The sequence below is a fragment of the Methanosarcina acetivorans C2A genome, from assembly GCF_000007345.1.
GTDB lineage: Archaea > Halobacteriota > Methanosarcinia > Methanosarcinales > Methanosarcinaceae > Methanosarcina > Methanosarcina acetivorans.
Genome location: NC_003552.1, coordinates 2,377,510 through 2,393,006 on the forward strand (window position 1 = coordinate 2,377,510; position 15,497 = coordinate 2,393,006).

A 15,497-nucleotide genomic window follows, 5' to 3' on the forward strand; every position below is an offset into this window, starting at 1 on the left:
TTCTTTTCTGTTTTCCTTTTCCTTTTCCTTTTTCTAACCTTTTACCAATTTTAGCTTCCTTATTCTTTTTTTCAAAGTCCAGGTATCGGATATAAGATATCCTTTCATTTCACAGCATAGGGATTCCATAGTACGCACTCTGGCTATACCAGAGACAGAGTTTGCAAATTCGTAGCAAGATTTACTGGACACGGACTGAAACTTGAATACATTTTATTCAAAGTCTATCGATAACCGGCCAAATGAATTATTAACTATTACCGTCTAATTAAAGAAATTATATAAATGTTTGTATAAAAATTAAGAAAGTATGCGTATCGGATAGATGAGAAGAGGTTTCGAGTCAGATAGATACTCTCCGGTTTAAAAACGGTGTTCAGAATGCCCAATGGAAAAACTCACACAAAAATAAACATCATATTGCTGTTTGGTATATTGCTAGGTTTACATACGCACTATATAAAATCGCATATTCCGCTGGAATATCTTGAATTTGACACTATTGCAATATTTTCGTTTGCACTCCTATTCGGAACATATTATCTCAGTCCCGACCTTGATACCAAAAGCGAACCCTTCAAAAGGTGGGGAATCCTCAAATACATCTGGTGGCCTTATCAAAAAATATTCAAGCACCGTGGAAAACTTCACCATCCGTTATCAGGCCCCATCATAATCATTTCAACTGTAAGTTTATTCATCATAGCGCCTGTTGTCAAGTTTTTCGACCTCGACATAACTCAAATCCCGACAAGATATTTGATTTCATTATTAGCCGGAATTGTTGTCTCTATTGAAGCACATATAGTGTCGGATATGATATACACCAAAGTAAAAACAAAATCCACGAGAATAAAAAAGAAACTGAAAAGTGTTCACACCAGCAGGTCGTAAAAACAGAATAAACCAGCTGTCAATTCATTTTCAATGAATTATCTGCCGCTGATCTTTATGTACTCTAATGTAACAGGGAGATCAGCGGAAAAAGTCAAGAAATATATATGAAAACATCTTAACTCCTAGTAAATACATTGATTGCTTTCCCCGAATATCTGCGTTTAAGAAGTTTTTCTTGTATTTATAAAGGGTTTGATAATTTTCCAGCAAGAATTCAGGTCCCAAAAAAGAGGTGATTTTAGGCCTTTTCTGGCGTAATAACGGAAATTTTTGCCCTATTCGCGAGCAAGATCCACTAAAACAAGGATTGAAACCAAACCATTGCTTCTCTCCTTATTATGTGTATCAGGATTCGCGAGCAAGATCCACTAAAACAAGGATTGAAACAAAGATCTTATTTTGCCTAAAGGAATGTACTATCAAATTCGCGAGCAAGATCCACTAAAACAAGGATTGAAACCCCGGCAACATATCCAGTTGTTGTAGATTTTTGAGTATTCGCGAGCAAGATCCACTAAAACAAGGATTGAAACCTCCTTCGGGGCCTGTTGCGTACGACTTGAAATCCTTATTCGCGAGCAAGATCCACTAAAACAAGGATTGAAACAAAATTGAGCAATATAAATAAAATTGATATGTTTTATTCGCGAGCAAGATCCACTAAAACAAGGATTGAAACCCAGCCGTTTGTCTTCTGTTTTCAAACCATATTTTTATTCGCGAGCAAGATCCACTAAGAGCCTATCCGAAAAGTGTTGTGACCTACTGTAACTTACCATTAGCAATATACAAAACCGAAGAAGATGCCCTACTATTATAGACCTGCTGTAACTTTTCGATCGCATTACCGACTTTTCGGATAGGCACTAAAACAAGGATTGAAACCAAGCTTGAAGTAGATCCAAACCACGAAGCGTATATATTCGCGAGCAAGATCCACTAAAACAAGGATTGAAACTCCGGAACTGGAAACCGTGTAATGGTAACCGATGACTAATTCGCGAGCAAGATCCACTAAAACAAGGATTGAAACTCCTCGATTTGATCACAGCATTTCTTAACGTGATACATTCGCGAGCAAGATCCACTAAAACAAGGATTGAAACTAATCAAGCTCTTTTTGAGCCTGGTTCCCGGGTTCGAATATTCGCGAGCAAGATCCACTAAAACAAGGATTGAAACATCTCTCAGGTTGGGATGATATCGCCGAAATACGGTATTCGCGAGCAAGATCCACTAAAACAAGGATTGAAACTTACAACAGGGCTATGAAAAACACTTTGTACAGAAAGTATTCGCGAGCAAGATCCACTAAAACAAGGATTGAAACCTGAAGGCTTTCCCGGTAATCCCGAATTCAGCGTATTCGCGAGCAAGATCCACTAAAACAAGGATTGAAACATATAAGCGTCTTTTCCTGTGTATGTGATCCACTTTATTCGCGAGCAAGATCCACTAAAACAAGGATTGAAACCCTTGTTGGTAATTAGTACAATGTTACCAGTATCAGATTCGCGAGCAAGATCCACTAAAACAAGGATTGAAACATTCCTCCAACTGCTTTTTTAGCTGGTCTTCTGGAACTATTCGCGAGCAAGATCCACTAAAACAAGGATTGAAACACTCTAAAAGAAGAGCTTAATGAACTACGTATAGAAATTCGCGAGCAAGATCCACTAAAACAAGGATTGAAACTACCCAACTGTTCAAATTTCAAAGCCACTACGTGAATTCGCGAGCAAGATCCACTAAAACAAGGATTGAAACATATGCGTTCCTGGCTTCTATAACCTCATCAGTCAGGATTCGCGAGCAAGATCCACTAAAACAAGGATTGAAACTATCTGGTGTTACAGGGGCTATAATTGATGTGAAAAAAATTCGCGAGCAAGATCCACTAAAACAAGGATTGAAACAAAGATTCCAGACGGCACCATTGAATGTGTCGAAGTATTCGCGAGCAAGATCCACTAAAACAAGGATTGAAACCAATGTTTTTGTATTTTATCACGGTCTCACCAGTAAATTCGCGAGCAAGATCCACTAAAACAAGGATTGAAACTCTTTTTGGAGGCTACAGGAATTACTACGGACACCATTCGCGAGCAAGATCCACTAAAACAAGGATTGAAACTTATATTTCGACGCAAATCACGAAATATGATAAGATTCGCGAGCAAGATCCACTAAAACAAGGATTGAAACAAAATTGCTGTAATGTTCCGCAATCCTCATTATTAATTCGCGAGCAAGATCCACTAAAACAAGGATTGAAACATTTAGATTTTGAGAGGATGGTAAGGCACAAATCTGCATTCGCGAGCAAGATCCACTAAAACAAGGATTGAAACTTTTAGGATCCTGTAACAACTCTGCACGCTTCATAATTCGCGAGCAAGATCCACTAAAACAAGGATTGAAACAAAGATTGAATGGGTATTCAGAATGAACTTCTTCCCATTCGCGAGCAAGATCCACTAAAACAAGGATTGAAACCTTACATGGTAGGGATATTAGCAGAGAATGATAAATTCGCGAGCAAGATCCACTAAAACAAGGATTGAAACTGATGGACATTAATATTTTGACAGTTGTCAAGCCTCACCGAATTCGCGAGCAAGATCCACTAAAACAAGGATTGAAACTGTAATTGAGGGAAATCATGAATCCTGACCTCTACAATTCGCGAGCAAGATCCACTAAAACAAGGATTGAAACTCTTTACAGCAAGTTTTTCACGTTCATTCTGTATCCAATTCGCGAGCAAGATCCACTAAAACGAGGATTGAAACAATCCTCCCTTTCCTTACGACATTTTTCCTGTTGCAAAACAGCTTCCAGCAAAATAAGGATTGAAACTAAAAGGCTTGAAAATCATTCATGGAAATAAGGATCAATTTCAAAAGCTTTTTAACCGGTAATTTCTTTTTTAATTTATATAATAACTTTTAAGCTGATTTTTTGCTGGTTAATATGAAACTAAAGACCCTCGAGATGACCTTCAGGTCCACAAAAGAGTTTAAAGAAAATATCCTCTGCACCCGCGGTTTTTTTGCAACAAAATTCAATGAATACGTCCAGCTCCACAACCACATAACAGACAAGCTTGTGTACAGATACCCTACAATCCAGTACAAGGTTATCAGAAACAGGCCTCTAATTCTGGGTATCAACGAAGGAATTGATGTCCTGAAGGAGATTTTTGATGACTTTGACATTGTAAAGCTTGGAGATACTGAATACGAGATTATCCAGAGATCCATGACAATCAAAAAACAGGAATTCGGGCTTTCGGACAAGATTCATTTCTATGAATTCCTCACTCCATGGTTGCCGATTAAACAGGAAAACCATGAAAAGTTCCTGCAGCTCAAAACCATGGAAGAGCAAAAAGAAATGCTCCGTAGGATCCTCACAGGCAACCTTCTTTCCATGTCAAAAGGTCTCAACTACACCGTTCCTGATCTGATCAAATGCGACCTTGACGTAAAAATAACTAGAAGCGAATATAAAGACGTAAACTTTCTCTCCTTTTATGGGGGCTTCATGGCAAATTTTTGCATCCCCAAATACATGGGAATTGGAAAATCAGCTGCTATGGGTAAAGGTACCGTCCAAGAGATCCGTGTATACCGAGATAACTAAAATCATTCGTTCTCTTTTTCAAATTACGTTACATATATCAAATATTACTTGGATTAAACTTAGAATAAGTTAAAAGAAAACCAAGCTTAGGTGGTGTTTAGGCTACAATTCTACCCTAATGATCAGTCGGCTTGAATGCAAATAAAAAGAAATAGTTTTTTCCCGCTGATCTACCCCAAGTTCTTAAAGAAATTTACCCCAATGTACCACCATGTACGTTCTAAAAATATAATATCAACATCAGTTAGTTCATTTTCGAAAAATTAATATGCTGCTGATCTTTATATACCCTATTGTAACAGGGAGATCAGCGGAAAACGCTAAAAAATATGTATCAAAAAATTGCTCTATTTTGAAAACAAAAGCATAATAGGGCTTTTTGTGACCCTATTGCAAAACAGGTTCCACCAAAACAAGGATTGAAAATTTTCAGTCCCAACCATACACATTTGTCGTCTATTATGGTTGCAAAACAGAATCCTGAAATATAAGGATTGAAAATCTTAACCTAATTATCCGGAAAGTTGACATTTCATTTAATATTTTTTAGGAAATATACAAACAGATTTCTAGAAATATTTAGTAATGTTTATATATTTCACAAATAAATAACTTGTTAATGTCTGAAAGTGATGCCGATAACGATTATCATTTTTTAAAAGTAGGGGCTTTATTACACGACGTAGGCCATGTTGTCCCAGGTCTCGATGGTGAGGAGAAAGGGCATTCTGAGAGGGGATTTGAGTTTCTCAGCTCATTTGCAAGTACTGAATTATTTTCACTGTTTGCCAAATATCACCATGCTCTATCAATTGATGAAATTAAGGAGGATGGGCTGAGTCAGAAAGAAAAAAACTTGTTGTTTATGGTTAGTGAAGCTTCGCGTTTATCTCTTGGGGATGAGGCCAATGCCGAAGAAAATGATAGTAGAAAACATCTATTGAAGTCTGTTTTTTCAGGGATTTCAAAAATAAGGGATAATGTTGAGGATTTTAAACCGAAATTCTATGAGCCAAAAAAGCTAAACCCCGGCGTTTTTATGTATCCTTGTTTAGGAGCAGATAACCCAGATCTTGCAAAAGAGGGTTGCAGCAGGATATATGAATCTTTTAACGATTTTTTTGGAAAACTCTCTGGCCCTGGAATTAACCAGATCAATGAGGATCTTCTGCTAATGTTCCTTGAGGAAAATACAGCATTTATTCCCGCAGGAAGGGGGGCTAATGAAGATATTTCTCTTTTTGACCATCTCAAGACCGCCTGTGCGATCGCTTCCTGTATTTATAAGTTTCATGAAAGGGAACTGGATGTTTTGTCCTGAAATAATTTCGCTTTGAAACTTTTTTCCTCTTGTCCATGTTTTCACCACCCAAACAATCTCACTCCTATTCTGAACTTTGCCTCAACTGGTAATCTATTCCAGAATGCTTCCTGTGGCGATTCTAACTGTTCAAGTTTCAAAGCTCCATGAGGCCTCTTGTTATACCACTGTACGAATTCTTCAAATGATTCAAACTCTCCTCTAAACCTTTGATATGTATCGAACCATTTCTCTATTTTTCCGTTTGTCTGAGGATGTCTTACCCTTGCAAGTATTGGTTTGATTCCAAGTTCTTCAATGCATCTTTTAAAGTCACTATCCCATGAACCATCCTTATTAATCCTGTGAGCTCCGAATTCACTTCCATGATCCATAATGAGCTCTCTTAAAGGGTATATGTCCCAGTACTCTTTAACAAGTTCATCAATCACTTTAATGGTGTTCTCCGTGTTGCAATGAACGTACTCTCCACCTGCAATTATCATTCTTGATGAATCATCAAGAATGGCACAGACTTGCAGTCCTAACAGGGGATTCTCATGCCAATCGATGTGTGCAGCAGACATGCTGTGTTCGCGTTCGTATCTACACCATTTTCTTCTCTGTTTCTTTTTTCGGTTTTCCTTGGCAAGGTCCATGCTAAGTAGATAGTTATGGATTCTGTTATGAGATATCTTACGATTATATTTGCCTTCGATGAGAATCTCAAGGTAACAGGCTCCAAACTTATAATCAGAGTAAGTTTGGTCAATCAATTCCTTATCAGAGGAGGATAAGGGGTTCTTTGGTCTTCCAAGATTAATGCCAACTTGAGGAAGCTGACCAGTTTCAACGTATTCTTTGTAGATCTGCTGAACTCGACGGGCTGAGATCCCCTGGATCTCAGCTATCGTCGAGGTAGATTCACCCTTCGATTTTTGAGCAATGATCCAACGTATCTTTTTTCCATTAAGTTTCACAAAAGATAAGGGATTACAACCGACATATTTAGCGCGAAATAATTTCGGGATAAAACATGAAAGGGAACTGGATGAAAACATAGAAGAGAAAATTAAGGATCGAGATTCTAAAAAATACCTGCTCATCGGTGGGGATGTTTCGGGAATCCAGGATTTCATATACCACATTTCCTCAAAAGGGGCACTGAAGCTTCTTAGGGGGCGGTCCTTCTACCTGGAGATGTTCTGCGAGGACATCGTGCATGAGATCGTTGAAAGGCTCGGGCTTCCGAAGGCAAACATAGTTTATTCCGGAGGTGGGAACTTTTTCATCCTCGCACCCTGCACCAAAGAAACTGACGATATAATGAAAGAACTAAAAGCAGACCTTGAATGTTGGTTGATCAAGAAACGGTTAAGCAGCAGCCTTTACCTTGCCCTTTCTTGGCTTTCGTTTTCAGGGGACAAGTTTGTTAATTTTAGCCATATATGGATGGATGTCAACCAAGAAAACTCGCTGAAAAAGGCCCAAAAATATAAGTCAGTACTCGAAAAGAACCCTTCAAAAATTCTGGAACTTGGAGATTACGGTGATCCTTGTGACGCGTGCAGGAAAATAGTACCATCAGAAGATCTGGAGCCAGTTGATGATGAAGAGGGAGTTATGTTCTGTCCCCTTTGCCACGAACAGATGGAAGTTGGTAGGGAGCTGGCCAGATTCGGGAACTCATTCTATATCATAAAAGAAGACCAAGGTTACGGGTTTTCGGTACCTTTCAGCAAACTGAAACTTGTGGAAAAAGGAAAATTGGGAATGGATAGAAGTCCTTCCGCAATATATGCCATAAATAGCTTTGATACAGACGAAGTAATAGGTCTCATAAAAAGCAAAAAATTGATTTTCGATATTCGCATATCCTCCATTCCAATTGCCATTTACTGCGCTAAGCCTGATTATAGGAAAAGTGAAAGGGAAATCTTCAGCTTAGAGGAACTTGCAGAGAAATCAAACGGATCCAAGAAACTCGGTGCTGTCCGAATGGACGTTGACAATCTCGGGAAAATTTTCACATATGGGCTCCCCGAAGATCAGCGAAACGTCACAAGAATATCCAGTCTTTCGAGAATGATGAATTATTTTTTCAAAGGTTATCTGAACCTGCTTGGAGAGTTTAAAGAAGAAAAAGTGCTGAACGTCTGTAACTGGCAAAGTAATTCTCCAAAGCTAGTGAAGGAGAGAAGACATTCTCGAAATTTTAGTATTGTCTATGCAGGTGGAGATGACCTTTTTATCCTCGGTGCATGGGATGACGTTTTTGAACTATGCTTTGATATCGAAGAATTGTTCCGCAAATATGTGGCTGAGAATCCACATGTTACGATATCAGCTGGATTTTCGATATTCGGCAGTAAACATCCGCTGTACCAGATTGCCAGAGTTTGCGGAAATAAAGAAGAATGTTCCAAAGAGGATGGAAAGGACAGGATCTATCTTCTTGACAGGGGTGCTGGGAAAGAGCAAATTTCCAGAAAGTTTGAAGGGATAAAAGATGCAGGGTTGGAAGACTCCATAAGCTGGAGAGATGCAAGAAAACTGTTTGCTGATTTCAAGCCCATTTTCTGGTACATCATGAATGATAAAGGAAATGCCTCAAAATCCATGGTAAGGAAATTACTTGCAGCGAGAGAAGAATACTGCAAATATCCTGAAAAAGCCAACTGGGTGATCCAGTTGCACTATTTTGTATCTCAAAATAAAGACATGAAGAATCTCCTTGATAATAATCGACATGAAGAACTAAGGAAATATTTCTATTCTGTTTATTCTGACAAAGTGAGCCCTATTTATGATATTGATTTAGCTCTGAATATTTTAGATCTACTGGGAAGAAAGGTGAACTCATGATAAAAGAACAGGATCTTTCAAACTTATTGCATGAGGGCAAACTGATTGAGTTATGTAATGAGATAAATAATTTCGACCAATGGAAATTAAATAAGTGGTACGAAATGGAAGAGAAGGAGTATATATTACCGTTAAAATCAGGCTCGGATATCGACAAATCCAAAATCTTGAATGCTTCCTGTATAATGGGCATTAAACTCGTTAAAGATAAAGTTACTTCCACTCAGTTACGCAGATTGCTAAATGGTTTCCAGATAGTAAAAGAGAAAACAAAAAAATCAGGTCTCAAAACTACACATATTTCAAAGTTAAAACTGAACCTTGCATACGTAACAGCTCGCAATTATAATATTAAAAGGTTGACTGACCTCCTTGATTCTCTTCTCGATAGGGAAAGATTTCCAGAAAATACGGATTTGACAGAACATTTTGATTCTGTGGTAACACTGCTTGAAGGTGTAATAGTATATCATAAACTTGCAGGGGGTCGCGATTAAATGAGTGAAGAGACTATGAAACTCAAATTTATTGGGAAAATACTGATCACAGGTGAGATGAAAGTAGTTACAGGTATGCATATCGGAGCCTCTAAAGAGACTGTAAAGATCGGAGGCATCGACAGTCCCGTAATTAGGGATCCCATGACAGATTTTCCCTACATCCCTGGTAGTTCATTGAAAGGAAAACTTAGAAGCCTATCAGAAAAATCTCTGGAAAAAGAGCTATTTGCAATAAGTCATAATCCCGATATCAATATACATGTATGCACTGATGAACACTGTGAAATCTGTAGGCTCTTCGGGAGCAGCAAAAAAGACAAGAATGAAGAGCAAAAGCATATCCCCAGTCGTTTAATTGTTCGGGACATGCACCTGTCAAATGATAAAGAATTGTTTGATATTGATACCGGCCTCCCTTACACCGAATGGAAGTTTGAAAACAGCATCGATCGGATCAGTTCGGCGGCAAATCCCAGACAGATCGAAAGGATTCCAGCCGGAGCGAAATTCAAATTTGAACTCGTTTACGACGCTGAGGAAGAGACTGAACTTGAGGAAGACATCACAAGAATACAGATGGCTTTGAAGTTACTCGAACAGGATGCTCTTGGAGGGCACGGCTCAAGAGGTTATGGAAAGGTAAAGTTTGAAAGGGTTACTTATACTGGATATCCAAGAGAATATTACGTTTCTGGAGATGAAAGTTACATTCTGAAAGATAGAGACTCAGTGGAAGATATCGTAACGGCCTTCAAAGGGGGAAAAAATGATTAAAACTGTCAAGATTGTCAAGCTTGATTTCACTTCTCCTTTGCATATTGGAGAAGTTGGAATAGGACTTGAAGAAAACAGTCTTGTATTGCATTCGGATACCATATTCAACGCGATCTGTAATTCCCTTGCAAAGCTCTATGGAAGAGAATGGGTGACAAAGTTTCTCCAAAATTTCTCCGAAAATGTGCCTTTCAGGATATCTTCAGGTTTTCCTTTTATCAAAGAAACTCTCTATTTCCCGAAACCCATGAATCAGGCCAATATTGAGGAAAACCTTCTTCAAGATTACTCCAAAAAACTGAAAAAAACAACATATCTGACGCAGAAATTTTTTGAAAAATGGATTGCTGAAGAGCGCTTGTTTAAAAAAGATCTCAATGCGATCACAGAGAGTAAGACTACAAAATCAGAAGATTCGGAAGAATTGTCTAAAACAGATATCAATGAAATTAAGGATAATAAGAACACAGCCGTACGTGGGGATATATTTTCTGAATTCAAGAAAGATCTCCTTCTCCCCAAAGTTTCTGTTAGTAGGGAAAATGCTGAATCCAGCATCTACTTTCTTGGCTCAATTCGTTTCAATGAAGATTCGGGGATTTGGTTTATACTTGACTGTGATGACGAAGATTGTGAAAAAAAGGTTATTTCAGCATTACGCTTGTTACAACATGATGGAATCGGAGGTAAACGCACCTGGGGATATGGAAACTTTTCCATGGAAGTAAAAAACATTGAACTGAAGGTGCCAGATTCAAAAACTTACCTCCTATTATCTCTTTTCTATCCAAAAGACGATGAAAACGAGAATGAAAGCGGTCTATTTTCATCTGAAAGAGCAAGATGGGGTTTTTCTTTAAGGGGGGGCTATGCCTATCCATACGGTTCCAAAAGTTCCTTTCATAAACCTCAGAGACTCTTCATAAAAGAAGGATCTATATTCGAAAAAGCGCCCAAGGGCAAACTGATCAAGGATGCTACGAACTTGGACGGACTCGAAAAACTGTACCACTATGGGTTAGCCTACTCGATCCCGATTAGCATCAGTGGCGGTGAAAACACATGAAATGCAAGATAGAACTCTTGTCCCCCCTGCACATCGGTAATGGAAACGAGTTGAAAATGGTTGATTTTTATCTGAACGAAAAGAAAGATGAAATCAGGTTCATTGATTTCGAAAAATTCATTGACTATTGCATAGAGAAAAGAATTAACCTTAACCAAGAGATGAAAAATCCCAGATATTACACTGGTAGCGATTTCTCTATCAGCAAGTTTATGGATGCAAAACAGATCGATCCCAATACTTTTACCTCCTATGCTGTTTCTGCAATTATTGGTAAGCGAAACCGTGAATCAGAGTTTGCGATCAAGGAATTCGTAAAATGCGGGGGGCCTTATTTACCCGGATCTTCAATCAAAGGATCTATCAGGACGGCTCTCATGTGGAACTGTCTGAATGAAAGACCTGATGGAATGGAAATTGTCCAGAATGGTCTACAAAAATGGCTGGATAAATCTAGAATTGCTGCTCGTGACTTAAAAATGCTTGATGAGAACATTTCAGAAGTAATCTTTGGTAAAGATCCTCGATCGGATATACTTCGCGTGTTGAAACCTTCAGATACGAATCTGGTTAGTAAGAGTCGTTTAGAGGTTTCTGAAATCAAAATTGTCGGCAACTCTCAAGAAATTCCTGTCTATGTTGAAAATTTGAAGACCGGCACAGAACTCTCTTTTGACGTTGCTTTTGACAATTATTTGATTACACAGGACCAGAATGAACCTAAATTTAAAAACCACCCATGTGTCAGATACATGAATGTTCAGGCGATTTGCAAGGCCTGCAATGAGTTTTCAAAAAAAGTAATCGAAAAGCATCTGGAATATCTGTGGGAGAATTACAATTGTGATGAGGCGGCCGAAGAATTCGACAGTTTATGGAATAAAGTTCTAAGCTGTAATGGAAATGAAGCTATCCTACATATTGGCTGGGGGGGCGGCTGGTACAGCACAACAATTGGTTTAATCATAGAAACTCTTCCGGGATTTTCCACTTGTTTAGTAGGAAATCCGAAAAACTGGAAACTTGAAAATACTACCATTAGAAATAGTTTTGGTCTCGGAAAGAAACCTGGTACAAATAAGTTTTCAATAAATTTCCCAAAAACAAAGCGTGTAACTCTTGAAGGCAAACCTCTCGGCTGGGTTAAGTTAGAATTCGAAAGCAGTTGATGTTGAGTGATTCGAGGGTTGAATCATGCAAACGGCAATCCTGATTACAAACATTGGAGTTAGAGATCTTGGGCAAAAGGATACTCAATTATTTAATACCTCCGGTGAACACGTATTCGAGGAAATAAGAAAAATATGTGAGAATCTGGATCCTTTTATTGAAAAAATTAAGGAATCATTCAATCTGGAAAAAATTCTACTCTTTGTCACAAAGCAAATCACACCTTATCCAAAGGATTCTATTTGTACTGCATCTATTGTAAAAAAAATCCTGAGTAGCAGATATGGCATTGATGAACAATGCATAAGCATAAATGAAGTATCTCAGAATCCTTCCGATTATATTGAAATGTTAATTACTTATCACAGTGAAATTAAGAAAATTCCTTCCGACATAAATCAAGTTTTTGTATCTACCACTGGTGGCACTCCTCACTCACTTTTTGAATCAATTTTCAAGTTTAATGAGAAGGTAATGCTTTTATACAAATCTCAAGATACAGAAGAAATCATAGAATACAAAATCCAGAATCAACTTAGTTCCGCTAAAATTGAGATTGATAACGAAAATTACAAGAAGGCACTTAATTTACTCGAAGATACCAAGAAGAGTGACAAGTGTGTAGATTTACAAAAGATTCATTATGATATAATGAATCTCAAATTGAAACTTTGTGAAAATCAATTTGAAGAAAACCCAGAAAATTCTTTTCTAAAAGCACAAATAAGTGTAACTCTTGAAGATTTTGGGATTTTCCTTATAAACGTGAAATTAATAGAAAAAGCAAAGAAAATATATGAAAGAGAAATTCAAATTCTTCAAGATTTACTTAACAAGTATCCTGAAAACGAAGAGTATCTCTCTCTCATTGGTTCTGCCTACTATAATCTTGGATATGTGTTGTCTGAATTGGGCTTAATTGAAGAAGCAAAGCAAAGATATGAAGAATCACTTCAAATTCATGAAAATCTGCTTGAAATACATCCCGAAAACGAAGAGTATCAAGCACTTACTGGTTCTGCTTATTATAATCTTGGAAATTTGTTGTCCGAATTGGGTTCAATTGATGAAGCAACGAATAGGTATGAACGTGCGCTTAAAGTCCACATTCAATTTATTGAAAGGTATCCTGAAATTAAACAATATCATTCGTCCGTATTAAAAAACGAATTTAAACTAATTGAATCGTATTTTTATTGTGCAGAGAATGAAATAAATAATCAGACGAAAATGATGTTTTTCGGGGAAGTCATTCATATGTGCGAACAATATCAGGATCTTTTTATTAAAAGTGATTCTGAAGATGAAAGAAAAAAAATGTTAGAATTCAAAATACGCTCTCAAATAAAATTTTCTTTTCTTGATATTGAAATGCAAAAAAAACACGAGTTAAGTGCTGAAAAGTGTGATGAAGCTATTAAAAAAATAAAAAAAATTAAAGACGAAATAAAAGATGTAGAGCTTGAAAAACTGTCGTCATCTGCAATATATTGTTTTCAGATAAAAAAGTTGATTTTTCAAGGTAAAAAATTTATTATTCATAAAAAAGACCTACAAAATAAACATTATCGTTCATTTGTATTAAAAGATGTTTTAAATGTAATTCAGTTATATTTTGATTATACAGAGACCGAACCAGATACTTTTACAAAAATGAATCATTTCAAGAAAATAATTCATACTTGCCAACAATATCAAAACCATTTCATTAAGAATGATTTTGAAGATGAAATAAAATTCGTGTTAAATGCCAAAATACGCTCTCAGATTAGCTTTTCGTCTCTTCATATTGAAATGCAAAAGAAACATGAGTTAAGAATTGAAAAATGCGATGAAGCTATAAAAGAGTTAGAACAATTTAGAGACGAAGTAAAATACGAAGATCTTGAGAAATTATTGTCATTTGAAATAGATAGTTTTCAGAGAAAAAAATTGATATTTCAGGGGCAAAAACTGATAAGTGAAGCAATTAACTCAGAGCCTCCAGATATTCACTTGATTGAAAGGGCAGTTAAGATATTTGAAAAGATAAAAGATACAAATCAGGATGCAGAGAAATATTATCTTATGTATAAAGGGTATATTAAGGTTGAAAATTTTATTTCTAATAAAAGATATCTTAGCTGTAACCATATTGATGAAAATAAGGAAGATTTTTTGAGATTTATTGATGAACTCCAAAACAAAATAGACGATGAAATAATATCTGTTTACAAAAACGTTTCAATATTGATAAACTCTAGCAATAAGACCATGCGAGATCCGGTGGAAAAATTAAACATGTCGATTGAATATGTTGTCGACAATGAAGTGAGACTTCTATGTAAACATATATATCAGGAATTATATAGATATCTCCATATAGAGAAGAAGGAAATTGTAAGAATAGGAACGGCTCAAATCAATTTTGAACTGTCGGAATCATTTCCGCCGGAAATAATAGATAAAGAGGCGACCCGAGATAAGGTCTTTAAGGTCCTTGATATAGCTACCAAAGAAAAAGTTGATATCGTATGTTTATCTGAGTTGTGCATTTGCGAGGATTGGCTTTCTGAAATCAAAAAACGCTATCCAGAATTGATAATCATCGCTGGTAGTTATTACGATCAAAAGGGACATAATGTCTGCATGGTTGTTATGGATTCATCAAACGAAGTTATGGATTCATCAAACAAAGGGCAGGTTGATCAGAACCTGCTACCTCCACAATTCAAAATAACGCCTTCGGAATTTGAAGATTCCAGTGTATGTGGCCTTGGTATGGTGCCGGGAAAGAATATCAACATCTACCATGAAACTCCTTTTGGAAAATTTGCAGTGCTAATTTGCAGGGATTTTGGCAATTTCTGCTCGGATTTTAAGAAAAGATCGGATATTGATATTCTATTTGTTCCTTCATTTAATTCTGCCAACGGAAGGTTCCATCAACTTGCTCACGACCATGTCGAAAACAGTCTTTCATATGTTATAATTTCAAACACAGCAAAATATGGTGGAACAGCCATTTTCGGGAGAATGAAAGACAGCTATTTCCCAGGACTAGTAAGCAAAGGATTCAAGAAAAAAGATGATAGAACTTTTAAGCTATGTGAATTAAATGAAGGAGTGGAAGGAGTAATTATCGCAGATTTCAATCTTGTTTATAAGTTTTTCTCAACTCCCACACCTATGAATCTAGATGTGACGCCGCTCCCTGTTAAACACATAAAAGTAGTAAACCTTGAAGGAAAAAGTCTCGAAGGAAAAACCTTGATTGGGTGAAAATACAATTTAAGGAAGA

10 protein-coding genes and 2 CRISPR repeat arrays are annotated in these 15,497 nt (G+C 37.0%); of the genes, 9 read left to right on the top strand and 1 reads right to left on the bottom strand.

All coding sequences use genetic code 11. The features are described 5' to 3' along the window. Nucleotides 1–381 precede the first annotated feature (381 nt). The 3 genes from MA_RS10040 (at nt 382) to MA_RS10050 (ending at nt 5,863) form a co-directional block, all read left to right on the top strand. Complete coding sequence (locus MA_RS10040) at nt 382–894, top strand: metal-binding protein (protein WP_048065261.1); 513 nt, start codon at nt 382–384, stop codon at nt 892–894. 280 nt (nt 895–1,174) lie between these two features. Continuing rightward, nucleotides 1,175–1,649: direct repeats of the CRISPR family, unit length 37 nt; unit sequence ATTCGCGAGCAAGATCCACTAAAACAAGGATTGAAAC. A 96-nt stretch (nt 1,650–1,745) separates the two neighbouring features. Then, nucleotides 1,746–3,689: a CRISPR direct-repeat array (repeat unit 37 nt; unit sequence ATTCGCGAGCAAGATCCACTAAAACAAGGATTGAAAC). A gap of 181 nt (nt 3,690–3,870) precedes the next feature. Next, on the top strand, nt 3,871–4,542 hold the full coding sequence (locus MA_RS10045) for a CRISPR-associated endonuclease Cas6 (RefSeq protein WP_048065262.1): 672 nt from the start codon (nt 3,871–3,873) through the stop codon (nt 4,540–4,542). Between the two features lie 619 nt (nt 4,543–5,161). Further along, on the top strand, nt 5,162–5,863 hold the full coding sequence (locus MA_RS10050) for an HD domain-containing protein (protein WP_048065263.1): 702 nt from the start codon (nt 5,162–5,164) through the stop codon (nt 5,861–5,863). Nucleotides 5,864–5,904: 41 nt separating this feature from the next. On the opposite strand, the gene MA_RS10055 is transcribed toward MA_RS10050, so the two are convergent. Then, the gene (locus MA_RS10055) at nt 5,905–6,822 is read right to left on the bottom strand and encodes an IS481-like element ISMac4 family transposase (RefSeq protein ID WP_011021141.1); all 918 of its coding nucleotides are present in this window, start codon (nt 6,820–6,822) and stop codon (nt 5,905–5,907) included. On the opposite strand from MA_RS10055, the gene cas10 reads away from it, so the two are divergent. The 6 genes from cas10 to MA_RS24520 are packed head-to-tail and all read left to right on the top strand — an operon-like array spanning nt 6,788 to nt 15,478. After that, the gene (gene cas10 / locus MA_RS10060; protein ID WP_011021927.1) at nt 6,788–8,707 is read left to right on the top strand and encodes a type III-A CRISPR-associated protein Cas10/Csm1; all 1,920 of its coding nucleotides are present in this window, start codon (nt 6,788–6,790) and stop codon (nt 8,705–8,707) included. The genes MA_RS10055 and cas10 overlap by 35 nt on opposite strands. Further along, nucleotides 8,704–9,204, top strand: a complete 501-nt coding sequence (gene csm2 / locus MA_RS10065; protein ID WP_011021928.1) for a type III-A CRISPR-associated protein Csm2 — start codon at nt 8,704–8,706, stop codon at nt 9,202–9,204. The genes cas10 and csm2 overlap by 4 nt, the downstream gene beginning before the upstream one ends. Continuing rightward, nucleotides 9,205–9,981 carry a type III-A CRISPR-associated RAMP protein Csm3 gene (gene csm3, locus MA_RS10070; RefSeq protein ID WP_011021929.1) on the top strand — a complete coding sequence of 259 codons (777 nt, stop codon included), beginning with the start codon at nt 9,205–9,207 and terminating at the stop codon, nt 9,979–9,981. Continuing rightward, on the top strand, nt 9,974–11,047 hold the full coding sequence (gene csm4, locus MA_RS10075; RefSeq protein ID WP_011021930.1) for a type III-A CRISPR-associated RAMP protein Csm4: 1,074 nt from the start codon (nt 9,974–9,976) through the stop codon (nt 11,045–11,047). Before csm3 ends, csm4 begins: the two co-directional genes overlap by 8 nt. Beyond that, the gene (gene csm5, locus MA_RS10080) at nt 11,044–12,216 is read left to right on the top strand and encodes a type III-A CRISPR-associated RAMP protein Csm5 (RefSeq protein ID WP_011021931.1); all 1,173 of its coding nucleotides are present in this window, start codon (nt 11,044–11,046) and stop codon (nt 12,214–12,216) included. The genes csm4 and csm5 overlap by 4 nt, the downstream gene beginning before the upstream one ends. Before the next feature lie 25 nt (nt 12,217–12,241). Beyond that, complete coding sequence (locus tag MA_RS24520) at nt 12,242–15,478, top strand: tetratricopeptide repeat protein (protein ID WP_011021932.1); 3,237 nt, start codon at nt 12,242–12,244, stop codon at nt 15,476–15,478. The last annotated feature ends 19 nt before the right edge of the window (nt 15,479–15,497 follow it).

What these genes read in the sequence shown, in the direction of transcription:
- MA_RS10040 (WP_048065261.1), top strand. Translation starts at nt 382, where the DNA reads ATGCCCAATGGAAAAACTCACACAAAAATAAACATCATATTGCTGTTT.
- MA_RS10045 (WP_048065262.1), top strand. Translation starts at nt 3,871, where the DNA reads ATGAAACTAAAGACCCTCGAGATGACCTTCAGGTCCACAAAAGAGTTT.
- MA_RS10050 (WP_048065263.1), top strand. Translation starts at nt 5,162, where the DNA reads ATGTCTGAAAGTGATGCCGATAACGATTATCATTTTTTAAAAGTAGGG.
- cas10 (WP_011021927.1), top strand. Translation starts at nt 6,788, where the DNA reads ATGATCCAACGTATCTTTTTTCCATTAAGTTTCACAAAAGATAAGGGA.
- csm2 (WP_011021928.1), top strand. Translation starts at nt 8,704, where the DNA reads ATGATAAAAGAACAGGATCTTTCAAACTTATTGCATGAGGGCAAACTG.
- csm3 (WP_011021929.1), top strand. Translation starts at nt 9,205, where the DNA reads ATGAGTGAAGAGACTATGAAACTCAAATTTATTGGGAAAATACTGATC.
- csm4 (WP_011021930.1), top strand. Translation starts at nt 9,974, where the DNA reads ATGATTAAAACTGTCAAGATTGTCAAGCTTGATTTCACTTCTCCTTTG.
- csm5 (WP_011021931.1), top strand. Translation starts at nt 11,044, where the DNA reads ATGAAATGCAAGATAGAACTCTTGTCCCCCCTGCACATCGGTAATGGA.
- MA_RS24520 (WP_011021932.1), top strand. Translation starts at nt 12,242, where the DNA reads ATGCAAACGGCAATCCTGATTACAAACATTGGAGTTAGAGATCTTGGG.